The sequence below is a fragment of the Streptomyces sp. NRRL F-2664 genome (assembly GCF_000719345.1).
Classification (GTDB): Bacteria; Actinomycetota; Actinomycetes; order Streptomycetales; family Streptomycetaceae; genus Streptomyces.
Genome location: NZ_JOFX01000029.1, coordinates 13,693 through 28,669 on the forward strand (window position 1 = coordinate 13,693; position 14,977 = coordinate 28,669).

The window sequence follows — 14,977 nt, forward strand, 5'->3', positions numbered from 1 at the left end:
CCCGGACCCGGCGTCAGGTGCCCAGTGCCGTCAGCTCGGCCGTCACCGCCGCCGCCTCGGCGGCGTTCTGCGCGCGCTCCACGCGGACCGCGTCGCAGCCCACCCACTCCGCCGCCTCCCGCAGGGCCCGGGCCATCGCCCCCGCGGCCGCGGGCGAGGTCAGCGAGAGCTGCCGGGCGACCAGCGTGCGGCCCTCGCGGGCCGGGTCGACGCGGCCCTGGAGCCGGCCGCCCGCCAGCAGCGGCATCGCGAAGTAGCCGTGTATCCGCTTCGCCTTGGGCACGTACGCCTCCAGGCGGTGCGTGAAGCCGAAGATCCGCTCCGTGCGGGGGCGGTCCCAGACCAGGGAGTCGAAGGGCGACAGCAGCGTCGTGCGGTGGCGGCCCCGGGGAGCCGTCGCCAGGGCCTGCGGATCCGCCCAGGCGGGTTTGGCCCAGCCCTCCACCTCGACCGGCACCAGCCCGGAGTCCGCGACCACCGCGTCGAACTGCTCGCCCTTGAGCCGGTGGTAGTCGGCGATGTCGGCGCGGGTGCCGACGCCGAGGGACCTGCCCGCCAGGGCCACCAGTCGGCGCAGGCACTCGCGGTCGTCCAGGTCGTCGTGGAGCAGTGCGTCGGGCACCGCCCGCTCGGGGAGGTCGTAGACCCGCTTCCAGCCGCGGCGCTCACTGCACACCACCTCGCCGGTGTCGAGGAGCCACTCCACCGCGATCTTCGTCTCGGACCATTCGAACCACTCGCCGCCGTTCTTGGCGCCGCCCAGCTCGGTGGAGGTCAGCGGGCCGTCCGCCCTCAGCCGGTCCAGGACCGCCCGCGTCGAGTGCTGCTTGTCCTGGAGGATGTGCCAGCGGTGGCCGCGCGCCCGGTTGGCCCGGCGGCGGAAGGCGAAATGCGGCCATTCCTCGATGGGCAGGATGCAGGCCGCGTGCGACCAGTACTCGAAGGCGTGCCGCTCGGTCCAGTAGGCCTTCTCCACGGTGTCCCGGCCGACCGCGCCCAGCCGGGCGTACGGGATCAGCTCGTGCGAGCGGGCCAGGACCGAGATGGTGTCGAGCTGGACCGCGCCCAGGTGGCGCAGGACCCCGCGGACCCCGCCGCGCCGGTCGGGGGCGCCGAGGAAGCCCTGTGCGCGCAGGGCGATCCGGCGGGCCTCGTCGGCGGACAGGGACACGGTCGGCGGCGGCAGGCTGATCATGCGCCGAGCCTAGGGGGTGCCACTGACAGCGGGCCCTGCGTCGGGCCTCGCCGGCAGGTAGGGCAGGTGCGGGGGCAGGTCCAGGTCCGAGGGGAGCAGGGCGCCGACCCGGCAGTCGCGCAGGGTGCCGCGGTGGCGGATGCCGGCGCGCAGGATCCCCTCCATCCGGAAGCCCGCCTTCTCCGCGACGGCCCGGGAGGCCGCGTTGTCCGGCTCGGCCCGCCACTCCAGCCGGCCCGCACCCAGCTCGGTGAAGGCCCAGCGGGCGGCGGCGCCCAGCGCCTCGGCGACGTACCCCCGGCCCCGGTGCTCCGCGACCGCCCAGAACCCGACCTCGAAGACGGACTCGCCGCGGGGGTGCACGCCGAGGGCGGCCACCAGCGGACCCTGCGGCCCGAGCCGGACCGCGAAGCTGTACGCGGTGTCCCCGCGCCAGCCGGCCGGCACGGTCTCGTGCACCCAGGTGTCCGCGTGGGCGCGTGTGTAGGGGGAGGGCACCTCGTTCCAGCGCTGGATCTCCGGGTCCTGGCAGGCGGCGTACACCTCGGCGGCGTCCTCGGGGACGAAGGGTCTGAGCACGAGGCGCTCGGTGGTCAGGGTGGTGGGCTCCATGCGCGGATTGTGCTGCGCCGGCGGCGCCGGGGCGAACACTTTTCGGGAAACCCGCCGGCCGGTGCGGCACCTTCGGCGTGCCCCGTACGTTCTCCATACGGGCACCCGTGCCCTCATGGGAACGGCGGACCTCCCGACGCGGCCGCGTCCTCGCTTACGATGGCCGTTGCGGTGGGGCCCACCTGCCGTGCCCGTGTACGTACAGTGCCCAGGCCCGACCGGCAAGGAGACAAACCTCGGTGTCCGTCTTCAACAAGCTCATGCGTGCAGGCGAAGGCAAGATCCTGCGCAAACTGCACCGCATCGCGGACCAGGTCAACTCCATCGAAGAGGACTTCGTCAACCTCTCCGACGCCGAGTTGCGGGCGCTCACGGACGAGTACAAGCAGCGCTACCAGGACGGTGAGAGCCTGGACGACCTGCTGCCCGAGGCCTTCGCGACCGTCCGCGAGGCGGCCAAGCGCGTCCTCGGCCAGCGGCACTACGACGTCCAGATCATGGGCGGCGCCGCCCTGCACCTCGGCTATGTCGCCGAGATGAAGACCGGTGAGGGCAAGACCCTCGTCGGCACGCTGCCCGCCTACCTGAACGCGCTGTCCGGCAAGGGCGTGCACCTGATCACGGTGAACGACTACCTGGCCGAGCGCGACTCGGAGATGATGGGCCGGGTCCACAAGTTCCTGGGCCTGAGCGTCGGCTGCATCCTGGCGAACATGTCGCCGGCGCAGCGGCGCGAGCAGTACAACTGCGACATCACCTACGGCACGAACAACGAGTTCGGCTTCGACTACCTGCGCGACAACATGGCGTGGTCGCAGGACGAGCTCGTCCAGCGCGGCCACAACTTCGCCGTGGTCGACGAGGTCGACTCGATCCTCGTCGACGAGGCCCGCACCCCGCTGATCATCTCCGGTCCGGCGGACCAGGCCACGAAGTGGTACGCCGACTTCGCCAAGCTCGTCACCCGCCTGACCAAGGGCGAGGCCGGCCAGCCGCTCAAGGGCATCGAGGAGACCGGCGACTACGAGGTCGACGAGAAGAAGCGCACCGTCGGCATCCACGAGGCCGGCGTCGCCAAGGTCGAGGACTGGCTCGGCATCGAGAACCTCTACGAGTCGGTGAACACCCCGCTCGTCGGCTACCTGAACAACGCCATCAAGGCGAAGGAACTGTTCAAGAAGGACAAGGACTACGTCGTCATCGACGGCGAAGTCATGATCGTCGACGAGCACACCGGCCGTATCCTCGCCGGCCGCCGCTACAACGAGGGCATGCACCAGGCCATCGAGGCGAAGGAAGGGGTGGACATCAAGGACGAGAACCAGACCCTCGCCACGATCACCCTGCAGAACTTCTTCCGCCTGTACTCCAAGCTGTCGGGCATGACCGGTACGGCCATGACCGAGGCCGCCGAGTTCCACCAGATCTACAAGCTGGGTGTCGTCCCGATCCCGACGAACCGGCCGATGCAGCGCGTGGACCAGCCCGACCTGATCTACCGGACCGAGGTCGCCAAGTTCGCCGCCGTCGTCGACGACATCGCGGAGAAGCACGAGAAGGGCCAGCCGATCCTCGTCGGTACGACGTCGGTCGAGAAGTCCGAGTACCTCTCCCAGCAGCTTTCCAAGCGCGGCATCCCGCACGAGGTCCTCAACGCCAAGCAGCACGATCGCGAGGCCGCGATCGTCGCCCAGGCCGGCCGCCGCGGCGCCGTCACCGTCGCCACGAACATGGCCGGCCGCGGTACCGACATCAAGCTCGGCGGCAACCCGGACGACCTCGCCGAGGCCGAGCTGCGCCAGCAGGGCCTGGACCCGGAGGAGCACATCGAGGAGTGGGCGCACGCCCTCCCCGCGGCGCTCACCCGGGCCGAGTCGGCCGTGAAGGCGGAGTTCGAGGAGGTCAAGAGTCTCGGCGGGCTGTACGTGCTGGGCACCGAGCGCCACGAGTCCCGCCGTATCGACAACCAGCTGCGCGGTCGTTCCGGCCGACAGGGCGACCCGGGCGAGTCCCGCTTCTACCTGTCGCTGGGTGACGACCTGATGCGCCTGTTCAAGGCGCAGATGGTCGAGCGCGTCATGGCGATGGCCAACGTGCCGGACGACGTGCCGATCGAGAACAAGATGGTGACGCGGGCGATCGCGTCGGCCCAGTCGCAGGTCGAGACCCAGAACTTCGAGACGCGCAAGAACGTCCTGAAGTACGACGAGGTCCTCAACAGCCAGCGCGAGGTCATCTACCGGGAGCGTCGCCGCGTCCTGGAGGGCGAGGACCTCCAGGAGCAGGTCCGCTTCATGATGGACGACACGATCGACGCGTACATCGCGGCCGAGACGGTCGAGGGCTTCGCCGAGGAGTGGGACCTGGAGCGCCTGTGGGGCGCCTTCCGGCAGCTCTACCCGGTGAAGGTCACCATCGAGGAGCTGGAGGAGGCAGCGGGCGACCGCGCCGGCATCACCGCCGAGTTCATCGCGGAGTCCGTCAAGGACGACATCCACGAGCAGTACGAGGCCCGCGAGAAGGCCCTGGGCTCCGAGATCATGCGTGAGCTGGAGCGGCGTGTGGTCCTGTCGGTGCTGGACCGCAAGTGGCGCGAGCACCTGTACGAGATGGACTACCTGCAGGAGGGCATCGGCCTGCGGGCGATGGCCCAGAAGGACCCGCTGGTCGAGTACCAGCGCGAGGGCTTCGACATGTTCAACGCCATGCAGGAGGGCATCAAGGAGGAGTCCGTCGGCTACCTGTTCAACCTGGAGGTCCAGGTCGAGCAGCAGGTCGAGGAGCTTCCGGTGCAGGACGCGGCGCCGTCGCTGACGAAGGAGCCGGTGCCGGCCGCGCGTCCGGAGATCCGGGCGAAGGGGCTGGAGGCGCCGCAGCGGCCGGACCGGCTGCACTTCTCCGCGCCGACGGTCGACGGTGAGGGCGGTGTCATCGAGGGTGACTTCGAGAGCGACGCCGCCGGTGACGGGATGACGCGGGCGGAGCGCCGCAAGGCGCAGAAGGCCGCGGGTGGGCGTCGCCGCAAGAAGTGACCCTGCCCTCCTCGGGGGGTGCGGGTCGTCGGCCGGGGCCGGACACCAAGGGGTGTTCGGCCCCGGCCGCGTTGTGGCTCCCGCCGGGGTGGCCGGTGGGTGGGGACCCGCGGCGCCGTCGCGGGGGCGCTGCCCCCGGGCCCCCGCGCCTCAAGCGCCGGCGGGGCTGGAGTAAGGCGGCGGAGCGGGGATGCGGCGGCTGGGCTTGACTGGTGGCGCCTAGGGGCGGGGGCCCTGGATTTCTACTGCTGCGCAGCGCCAGCGGAGGTCGGGGCCCTGTTCGAGGCGGAAGGCCATCGCCGTGACGCGGTCGCCCGTGGCGATGCGGGCGAAGGCTTCGATGACGCCCGGGCCGGGGATGAAGCGGCCGCACCGGCGGACCACCGGGGACCGCCGCTCGCGCGGTGCGGGCTCCGCGTGGGCCAGGTTGACCAGTTGCTGGTAGGCGGGGCCGACGGTGTGCCCGAGGAGCGAGTGGACGGGGCGCCGACCGCTGACCACGGCCAGGAGGCGTTCGGCGAACCAGTGGTGCGGGCCGAGCCGCAGGGCGCGCGGCGGGCCCGCGAGGGCCTGCCGCCCGGCGGGAGCCGCCGGGCGGCGCTGGTCGCGGCGCCCGGCCGGGCGGGTCCCGGAGGGGCCTGCGGGCCGGCGGCGGCCGCCGTTGCTGCCGATCGTGCCGCGCGTCGTCGTGTCCATCGCGATCTGCCCCCGAACGTCCGGGCCCGGAGCGGTACCGGGCGGTAACTTGATGGGGATCTTCTACGGTCGACGAACACGCTCCGCAACCACGGCCCGGCCGCCGCCCGCCGCCCGCGCGGTTCACCTATCCGAGTGCCCACCGGCCGCTGCCCACCGGGTCGGGCCCGGCTCCGGGGGCCGCGGGTGGACGGGCGCCCGGGGGCGTCCCGGCAGCCCGATGGGGTACGGCGGCCGTCACCCTGGCGTACCCCGGCCGCCCCTCTGCGAGTCGTATCCTGGGTGCGTTTCCGACGACCGAAAGCAGCCGGCCATGCGTGTGTACGTCCCCCTGACCCTCCCCGGGCTCGCCGAGGTGCACAAGGCCGGTGAGCTGGGCCCCGCACCGCTGAGGGCGTACGCCGTCACCCCCGGGCTGCGCGAGTGGTACGTCTCGGACGACATCGAGGAGCTGGAGTACGCGGCCCTGGGCCGGGCCGCCGCCGCTTCGCTGCGGCTGCTCGCCGCCGACCCCGGCGCACCCCGCCGACGCGTCGTCGTCGCCCTCGACGTGGACGACAGGGCCGCCACCGCCGCCCCCGGCGCCGACGAGGCCGCCGTCGGACGGGTCGGCCTCGCCGCTCCCGTGCGCCTCACCGTGGCCGCCGCCGTGCACGTGGACGCCGACGACGCCGAGGAGGACGTCGCCGCGGCCGCGGCGGCCCTGACCGCCGCCGACGGCGGGGACGAGGACGCGCAGGCCATCGTGGACGCGGCCGAGGACCACGAGCTGCTGTGGTTCGGCGTCCAGGAGATCCCGGGACTGCTGACATGACGTTCGCGCACCACATCGTGTGGGACTGGAACGGCACCCTCCTCCACGACATCGACGCCGTGATCATCGCGACGAACGCCTCCTTCGCGGAACTCGGCCTCGCGCCGATCACCCTGGAGACGTACCGCGAGCTGTATGTCGTCCCGGTGCCGAAGTTCTACGAGCGCCTCATGGGACGGCTGCCCACCGAGGAGGAGTGGCTCGTCATGGACGAGACCTTCCACCGCCACTACTGGGCCGCCGCCGCGGACGTCGGGCTCGCCGAGGGCGCTCGGGAGCTGCTCCGGGACTGGCAGCGCGACGGGCTCACCCAGTCCCTGCTCTCCCTCGCGCCCCATGACAGACTCGTTCCGCTCGTGCGGTCCCACGGCATCGAGGGGCACTTCCTGCGCGTCGACGGGCGCACCGGCCCCTCGCACACCTCCAAGGCGGGACATCTCGTACGCCACCTGCAGGCCCTGGACGCGACGGGCGTGAGCCCCGACCGTACGGTCCTCATCGGGGACGCGGTGGACGACGCCCTCGCCGCCGCCCACGTCGGCGCCCGCGCCGTCCTCTACACGGGCGGTTCGCACAGCCGCCGCAGTCTGGAATCAGCCGGAGTGCCCGTCGTGGACAGCCTGGCGGAAGCCGTTCTGGCTGCTCGCGAGCTGGCCGAATAGCGACTGGACGGGCCGCTGCACGGACCGCCTGCCGCGTCGCTGGCCAGACTGTCAAAGTTCCACCCCAAGATTTGTACAGATGCAGCGAATGACGACCTGGGGGTAGGTCGGGATAGCCTTGTACCCGTGATCAGCGCGATATGCCTCGGGGGCACTGGAGCCTCCGGCCTGCGCCCGGCGTACGACAGTGCCCGGGCCATCGCTGGTCCCCGCCACCGGGAGCGCCGGCCGATCTTGGCTCATTCCCTCCCGGTCGGCCTTCTCGACGGCATAGCGTCGATCCCGAACGGACACCCCGCCTCGCGGCGCTATGTCATTCCTTCCTTCACCTACGTCACGCAATGGCGCGCGACAGGAGCCAGAGGACATGCAGACCAAGCTGGACGAAGCAAAGGCCGAGCTGCTCGCACGGGCGGCCCGGGTAGCTGAGAACAGCCCGGCCGGGGGGCTACTTCCGACTGGGTCCGAGCAGGGAGAGCGTCCGGACCGGACGGCGGTCCTCTCCTACCTCCAGCGCTACTACCTGCACACCGCGCCCGAGGACCTCACGGACCGGGACCCGGTCGACGTGTTCGGAGCCGGGCTCTCCCACTACCGACTGGCGGAGAACCGGCCGCAGGGCACTGCGAACGTCCGCGTGCACACCCCCACGGTGGAGGAGAACGGCTGGACCTCCAGCCACTCCGTCGTCGAGGTCGTCACCGACGACATGCCCTTCCTCGTGGACTCCGTCACGAACGAGCTGTCCCGCCAGGGCCGCGGCATCCACGTCGTGATCCACCCGCAGGTCGTCGTGCGCCGTGACGTCACCGGCAAGCTGATCGAGATCCTCGGTCCCGACTGCGACGCGCACGGCCCCCGCACCGCGCGCCCCCACGACTCCCTCGTCGAGTCGTGGATCCACGTCGAGATCGACCGCGAGACCGACCGCGCCGACCTCAAGCAGATCACCGCCGACCTGCTGCGCGTCCTGTCCGACGTCCGCGAGTCCGTCGAGGACTGGGAGAAGATGCGCGACGCCGCGCTGCGCATCGCCGACGGCCTGCCCGACGAGCCCACCGCCCCCGACCTGCGCGAGTACGAGCTCGAAGAGGCCCGTGAGCTGCTGCGCTGGCTCGCCGACGACCACTTCACCTTCCTCGGCTACCGCGAGTACAACCTCGTCGACGGCGACTCCCTCGCCGCCGTCCCCGGTACCGGCCTCGGCATCCTGCGCTCCGACCCGCACCACAGCGGCAAGGACGACGGCCACCCGGTCTCGCCGTCCTTCAACCGGCTGCCGGCCGACGCCCGCGCCAAGGCCCGCGAGCACCGCCTGCTGGTGCTGACCAAGGCCAACAGCCGCTCCACCGTGCACCGCCCCTCGTACCTCGACTACGTGGGCGTCAAGAAGTTCGACGCCGACGGCAACGTGATCGGCGAGCGCCGCTTCCTCGGCCTGTTCTCCTCCGCCGCGTACACCGAGTCGGTGCGCCGCGTGCCGGTCATCCGCCGCAAGGTCGCCGAGGTCCTGGAACGGGCCGGCTTCTCGCCGTCCAGCCACGACGGCCGCGACCTGACGCAGATCCTGGAGACCTACCCGCGCGACGAGCTGTTCCAGACCCCGGTCGACCAGCTCCAGTCCATCGTCACCTCGGTCCTCTACCTCCAGGAACGCCGCCGGCTGCGGCTGTACCTGCGCCAGGACGAGTACGGGCGCTACTACTCCGCGCTGGTCTACCTGCCCCGCGACCGCTTCACCACCGGCGTGCGGCTGCGCCTGATGGACATCCTGCGCGAGGAGCTCGGCGGCATCAGCGTCGACTTCACCGCCTGGAACACCGAGTCGATCCTCTCCCGCATCCACTTCGTCGTCCGCGTCCCGCAGGGCACCGAGCTGCCCGTGCTGACCGACGGCGACGTCGAGCGCATCGAGGGCCGCCTCGTCGAGGCCGCCCGCTCCTGGGCCGACGGCTTCGACCAGGCGCTCAACGCCGAACTCGGCGAGGAGCGCGCGGCGGAGCTGCTGCGCCGCTACGGCACCGCCTTCTCCGAGGGCTACAAGGCCGATCACTCGCCGCGCGCCGCCGTCGCCGACCTCGTGCACCTGGAGAAGCTGCGCGGCAGCGACAAGGACTTCGCGCTGTCGCTGTACGAGCCCGTCGGCGCGGGCCCCGGCGAGCGCCGATTCAAGATCTACCGTGCCGGTGAGCAGGTCTCCCTGTCCGCCGTCCTGCCGGTCCTCCAGCGCCTCGGCGTCGAGGTGACCGACGAGCGCCCGTACGAGCTGCGCTGCGCCGACCGCACGAACGCGTGGATCTACGACTTCGGTCTGCGGCTGACGGCGGGCGACCTCGGCGACGACGCGCGCGAGCGCTTCCAGGACGCCTTCGCGGCCGTCTGGAACGGCCAGGCCGAGAACGACAACTTCAACGCGCTCGTGCTCAGCGCCGGCCTGACCTGGCGGCAGGCCGTCGTCCTGCGCGCGTACGCCAAGTACCTGCGCCAGGCCGGATCCACCTTCAGCCAGGACTACATGGAGGACACCCTCCGCAACAACGTCCACACCACCCGGCTGCTGGTCTCGCTCTTCGAGGCCCGGATGTCGCCCGTCCGCCAGGCCGCCGGCAGCGAGCTCGTGGACGCCATGCTGGAGGAGCTCGACGGGGCGCTGGACCAGGTCGCCTCGCTCGACGAGGACCGCATCCTGCGGGCCTTCCTCACCCTCATCAAGGCCACCCTGCGCACGAACTTCTTCCAGCTCGACTCGAAGGGCGAGCAGCACGCCTACGTGTCGATGAAGTTCGACCCGCAGGCCATCCCGGACCTGCCGGCGCCGCGCCCGGCGTACGAGATCTGGGTGTACTCCCCGCGCGTCGAGGGCGTCCACCTGCGCTTCGGCAAGGTCGCCCGAGGCGGCCTGCGCTGGTCCGACCGCCGCGAGGACTTCCGTACGGAGATCCTCGGCCTGGTCAAGGCGCAGATGGTCAAGAACACCGTCATCGTGCCGGTCGGCGCCAAGGGCGGCTTCGTCGCGAAGAACCTCCCCGACCCGTCGGTGGACCGCGACGCCTGGCTCGCCGAGGGCATCGCCTCGTACAAGATCTTCATCTCGGCGCTGCTCGACATCACCGACAACATGGTCGCCGGCGAGGTCGTGCCGCCGCGGAGCGTGGTCCGCCACGACGAGGACGACACCTACCTCGTCGTCGCCGCGGACAAGGGCACCGCGACCTTCTCCGACATCGCCAACGGTGTGGCGGAGGCCTACGGCTTCTGGCTCGGCGACGCCTTCGCGTCCGGCGGCTCGGCGGGCTACGACCACAAGGGCATGGGCATCACCGCCCGTGGCGCGTGGGAGTCCGTCAAGCGGCACTTCCGCGAGCTCGGGCACGACACCCAGACCCAGGACTTCACCGTCGTCGGCGTCGGCGACATGTCGGGCGACGTCTTCGGCAACGGCATGCTGCTCTCCGAGCACATCCGCCTGGTGGCCGCCTTCGACCACCGGCACATCTTCATCGACCCGACCCCGGACGCGGCGACCTCGTACGCCGAGCGGCGGCGCCTGTTCGAGCTGCCGCGCTCCTCGTGGGCGGACTACGACCCCTCGCTGATCTCGGCGGGCGGCGGCATCCACCCGCGTTCGGCCAAGGCCGTCCCGGTCACCGCGCAGATGCGCGCGGCCCTCGGCATCGAGGCCGGCGTCACCAAGATGACCCCGGCCGAGCTGATGCAGGCGATCCTCAAGGCCCCCGTGGACCTGGTGTGGAACGGCGGCATCGGTACGTACGTCAAGGCGACCTCCGAGACGCACGCCGACGTCGGCGACAAGGCCAACGACGCCATCCGCGTCAACGGCTGCGACGTGCGGGCGCGGGTCATCGGCGAGGGCGGCAACCTGGGCCTGACCCAGCTCGGCCGCATCGAGTTCGCCCGCAGCGGCGCCGGCGGCGAGGGCGGCAAGGTCAACACCGACGCCATCGACAACAGCGCGGGCGTGGACACCTCCGACCACGAGGTGAACATCAAGATCCTGCTCAACGCGGTGGTCGCCGACGGCGACATGACCGTCAAGCAGCGCAACAAGCTGCTCGCGCAGATGACCGACGAGGTCGGCCGCCTGGTGCTGCGCAACAACTACGCGCAGAACACCGCGCTGGCCAACGGCTCGGCGCAGGCCCCCAGCCTGCTGCACGCCCAGCAGCGCTTCATGCGCCGCCTGGAGGGTGCCGGACTGCTCAACCGCGAGCTGGAGTTCCTGCCCACCGACCGCCAGATCCGCGAGCTGCTGAACAACGGCAAGGGGCTGACCCAGCCCGAGCTGGCCGTGCTGTTCGCGTACACGAAGATCACGACGGCGGACGAGCTCATCGCGACCGGGCTGCCGGACGACCCCTACCTGCGGCGCCTGCTCTTCGCGTACTTCCCGGCGGCCCTCGGCGAGAAGTTCGCCGAGCAGATCGACGCGCACGCGCTGCGCCGCGAGATCATCACGACGATCCTGGTCAACGACACCGTCAACACTGGTGGTTCGACCTTCCTGCACCGCCTGCGCGAGGAGACCGGGGCCTCCACGGAGGAGATCGTCCGGGCGCAGCTCGCGGCCCGCGAGATCTTCGGCCTGGCCGATGTGTGGGACGCGGTGGAGGCGCTCGACAACAAGGTGGCCGCGGACGTGCAGACCCGGGTGCGGCTGCACTCGCGGCGCCTGGTCGAGCGCGGCACCCGCTGGCTGCTCAACAACCGGCCGCAGCCGCTCCAGATCACCGAGACCATCGCCTTCTTCGGGGAGCGGGTCGCCGGGGTGTGGGCCGAGCTGCCGAAGCTGGTGCGCGGTGCGGACCTGGAGTGGTACCAGCTGGTCATGGACGAGCTGACCGGCGAGGGCGTGCCGGAGGAACTGGCGGCGAAGGTCGCCGGGTTCTCGTCGGCCTTCCCGACGCTGGACATCGTCGCGATCGCGGACCGGACGGGCGTGGAAGCGCTGGACGTCGCCGAGGTGTACTACGACCTCGCCGACCGTCTGCACATCACGCAGCTGATGGACCGCATCATCGAGCTGCCGCGGGCCGACCGCTGGCAGTCCATGGCCCGCGCGTCCATCCGCGAGGACCTGTTCGCGGCGCACGCGGCGCTGACGGCGGACGTGCTGTCGGTGGGCAACGGTGCCTCGACTCCCGAGGAGCGCTTCACGGCGTGGGAGGAGAAGAACGCGGCGATCATCGGGCGGGCCCGGACGACCCTGGAGGAGATCCGGGGCTCGGACGCCTTCGACCTGGCGAACCTGTCGGTGGCGATGCGGACGATGCGGAGTCTGCTGCGCACGCACAGCTGATGCTCTCGATGTAGCGGAACGGGCCGGGGCCCGGGACCCTTGTGGTTCCCGGGCCCCGGTCCGTTCCGTGTGCCGCGGGTGCGGCGCCGTTGCCGGAGGCGCTGCCCCGGAACCCCCGCGCCTCGAACGCCGGCGGGGCCGAATGAGGCGCCTCAGGCGTCGGTGGGCGCGGAGTGGGTGGAGGCTTCGTAGGCGGTGCAGACCTCGGCCGCCGGGCCGTCCATGCGCAGGACGCCCGAGTCCAGCCAGATCGCCCGGTCGCAGGTCTCGCGGACGGTGTTGATGGCGTGGCTGACCAGGAAGACGGTTCCGGCGTGCTCGCGGAGTTCCTCGATGCGGGCCTGGCTGCGCCGCTGGAAGGCCGCGTCGCCCGTGGCCAGCGCCTCGTCGATCATCAGGACGTCGTGGTCCTTGGCGGCGGCGATGGAGAAGCGCAGGCGGGCGCCCATGCCGGAGGAGTACGTCCGCATCGGCAGGGAGATGAAGTCGCCCTTCTCGTTGATGCCGGAGAAGTCGACGATGCCCGCGTAGCGGTCGCGGATCTGCCGGCGGGACATGCCCATGGCGAGGCCGCCGAGGACGACGTTGCGTTCCCCGGTGAGGTCGTTCATCAGGGCGGCGTTGACGCCCAGCAGGGAGGGCTGCCCGTGCGAGTAGATCCGTCCCCGGGCCACCGGTTGGAGGCCTGCGATGGCTTTGAGCAGGGTGGACTTGCCCGAGCCGTTGGAGCCGATCAGGCCGATGGCCTCGCCCCTGTGGGCGGTGAAGGAGACGCCCTTGACCGCGTGCACCTCGCGCGGGCCGGAGGCGCTCCCGCGCGAGAAGATCCGGCCGAGTGCGGCCGCGGCGCCGCCCCTGCGGGCGGCGGAGCCGTGGACGACTCGGTAGGTGACGTGGACCCCGTCCACGATCACGGTGGGTACCCGGGTGTCGGTCCCGGCCGTACCGGCCTCGGTCGCGTCAGCCACGTCCGTACGCCTCCTCCGCCTTCCAGAAGTAGATGAATCCGCCGACTCCCGCGAGGAGCGCCCAGCCGACGGCCAGCAGCCACACGTGGTGCGGCAGCGCGTGCACGGGGAAGCTGTCGATCAGCGCGCAGCGCATCAGGTCGATGTAGACGGCCGGCGGGTTGGCCTTGAGGGCCACCAGGACCCAGTGCGGCAGGTGGTCCGTGCTGAGCACCGTGTCGATGGACCACATCACGCCCGAGGCGTACATCCACGTCCGCAGGACGAACGGCATCAGCTGGCTGACGTCGGGGCTCTTGCTGCCGATGCGGGCCATGACCATGGCGCAGCCGGCGGCGAAGACGGCCGTCAGCAGGAGCGCCGGCAGGGCCAGGAGCCAGGCCGGGCCGGGCCGCTGGCCGAAGGCGAGCAGCAGGACCACCAGGGCGGCCATGGAGATGAGGAGCTGCTGGAAGAGCTGTACGACGGTGGAGAGGGGCAGGCTCGCACGGGGGAAGTGCAGGGCGCGGACCAGGCCGAGGTTGCCGTGGACGGCGCGGGTGCCGGCGTTGACGGAGCTGCTGATGAAGTCCCAGACGAAGATGCCGGTGATCAGGAAGGGGACGTAGTCGGGCACGCCGTGACTGGCCTTCAGCACGATCCCGAAGATGACGTAGTAGACGCCCGCGTTGAGCAGCGGGGTCGCCAGGTGCCAGACGTGGCCGAGGCGCGTCGTGCTGTACGTGGCCTGCATGCGGGCGGTCGCGTGGGCGGAGACGAAGTGGCGGCGCTGCCAGAGCCGGGCGATGTAGCGGGGCAGGGGCGGGCGCGCGCCGCTGAGCGTGAGGCCGTGGGCGGCGGCCAGCTGCGCGAGCTCCGCGGAGGTGGGGGGAGCCGGCGCGGGTGCGGGAGGTGAGGCGGTCGCGGTGGTCACTGGTTCGCTTCGCTTTCGACGGAGGTCGGGACGGGTCCGTATCGTCGCTACGGCGAGGTTAGGTCCATGGGCGATGGAACGCAACCGTATCGTCGTCACGGGTCGCGGCTATGCTCGGTGCATGACCACGAATCCCGCCGCCCCTTCCGCCGCCTCCGCCCGCCGCGCCCCTGCCGGTGCCGCCGTTCTGCGCGAGGACGTCACGGAGGCGATCCGCGAGGCGGTCCTGGCGGAGCTGGCCGCGGTGGGGTTCTCCCGGATGTCCATCGAGGGCATCGCGCGGCGGGCCGGAGTCGGCAAGACCGCCGTGTACCGGCGCTGGAAGTCCAAGCTGCACCTGGTGCTCGACCTGGTCGGGGCCTTCGCGGTGGACGGCCTGCCGGTCCCGGCGACCGGCACGCTGTACGGCGACGTGCGCGCCCTGCTGGAGGTCATGTCCCACGTGCTGCGGCACCCGGTGGCCTCGGCGGTCATCCCCGACCTGCTGGTCGAGGCCTCCCGCAACCCCGAGATCGCCGACGCGGTCCGCGGCGCCCTCCTGGACGGCCAGCACCGCATGGCGCAGGGCATCGTCTCCGACGCGGTCGCGCGCGGCGAACTCCCCGCGCACCTCAGCGCCGACCACGCGTTGGACCTGCTGATCGGCCCGCTGTACTGGCGCCAGGTGGTCGTCCGCGACGCAGTGACGTCCGCCCACCTGGACACCCTGGCCCACCAGGTGGTGGCGGGCCTGAAGTCGGCGTCCGCGACCGCCTGACGGCCCGGCGG

10 protein-coding genes are annotated in these 14,977 nt (G+C 71.6%); 5 read left to right on the top strand and 5 right to left on the bottom strand.

Annotated features, from left to right (window positions below; all coding sequences use genetic code 11):
- Positions 1 to 13: 13 nt before the first annotated feature.
- Both IF89_RS0123730 and IF89_RS0123735 read right to left on the bottom strand, forming a co-directional pair.
- On the bottom strand, positions 14 to 1,195 hold the full coding sequence (locus IF89_RS0123730) for a winged helix-turn-helix domain-containing protein (protein WP_030771595.1): 1,182 nt from the start codon (positions 1,193 to 1,195) through the stop codon (positions 14 to 16).
- Positions 1,196 to 1,204: 9 nt separating this feature from the next.
- Complete coding sequence (locus IF89_RS0123735) at positions 1,205 to 1,807, bottom strand: GNAT family N-acetyltransferase (RefSeq protein WP_030771597.1); 603 nt, start codon at positions 1,805 to 1,807, stop codon at positions 1,205 to 1,207.
- A 239-nt stretch (positions 1,808 to 2,046) separates the two neighbouring features.
- On the opposite strand from IF89_RS0123735, the gene secA reads away from it, so the two are divergent.
- On the top strand, positions 2,047 to 4,839 hold the full coding sequence (gene secA, locus IF89_RS0123740; RefSeq protein WP_030771599.1) for a preprotein translocase subunit SecA: 2,793 nt from the start codon (positions 2,047 to 2,049) through the stop codon (positions 4,837 to 4,839).
- A 219-nt stretch (positions 4,840 to 5,058) separates the two neighbouring features.
- Here the strand turns inward: secA and IF89_RS0123745 are convergent, their stop codons facing one another.
- Entirely contained in the window at positions 5,059 to 5,535 is a 477-nt protein-coding gene (locus IF89_RS0123745) for an Rv3235 family protein (protein ID WP_234327850.1), read from the bottom strand.
- 313 nt (positions 5,536 to 5,848) lie between these two features.
- Here IF89_RS0123745 and IF89_RS0123750 point away from each other — a divergent pair, with 313 nt between their 5' ends.
- The 3 genes from IF89_RS0123750 to IF89_RS0123760 all read left to right on the top strand — a co-directional run bounded on the left by IF89_RS0123750 (position 5,849) and on the right by IF89_RS0123760 (position 12,328).
- The gene (locus IF89_RS0123750) at positions 5,849 to 6,349 is read left to right on the top strand and encodes a DUF6912 family protein (protein ID WP_030771606.1); all 501 of its coding nucleotides are present in this window, start codon (positions 5,849 to 5,851) and stop codon (positions 6,347 to 6,349) included.
- The gene (locus IF89_RS0123755) at positions 6,346 to 7,011 is read left to right on the top strand and encodes an HAD family hydrolase (protein WP_030771609.1); all 666 of its coding nucleotides are present in this window, start codon (positions 6,346 to 6,348) and stop codon (positions 7,009 to 7,011) included. Before IF89_RS0123750 ends, IF89_RS0123755 begins: the two co-directional genes overlap by 4 nt.
- A gap of 367 nt (positions 7,012 to 7,378) precedes the next feature.
- Entirely contained in the window at positions 7,379 to 12,328 is a 4,950-nt protein-coding gene (locus tag IF89_RS0123760; RefSeq protein WP_030771612.1) for an NAD-glutamate dehydrogenase, read from the top strand.
- A gap of 152 nt (positions 12,329 to 12,480) precedes the next feature.
- Here IF89_RS0123760 and IF89_RS0123765 read toward each other — a convergent pair whose 3' ends face one another.
- On the bottom strand, positions 12,481 to 13,296 hold the full coding sequence (locus tag IF89_RS0123765; protein ID WP_030771615.1) for an ABC transporter ATP-binding protein: 816 nt from the start codon (positions 13,294 to 13,296) through the stop codon (positions 12,481 to 12,483).
- A complete protein-coding gene (locus tag IF89_RS0123770; protein ID WP_030771619.1) occupies positions 13,289 to 14,209 on the bottom strand; it encodes an ABC transporter permease in 921 nt (306 codons plus the stop codon). The genes IF89_RS0123765 and IF89_RS0123770 overlap by 8 nt, the downstream gene beginning before the upstream one ends.
- Positions 14,210 to 14,330: 121 nt before the next feature.
- Between IF89_RS0123770 and IF89_RS0123775 the strand changes: the two genes are divergently transcribed.
- A complete protein-coding gene (locus tag IF89_RS0123775) occupies positions 14,331 to 14,966 on the top strand; it encodes a TetR/AcrR family transcriptional regulator (RefSeq protein WP_030771622.1) in 636 nt (211 codons plus the stop codon).
- Positions 14,967 to 14,977: the final 11 nt, after the last annotated feature.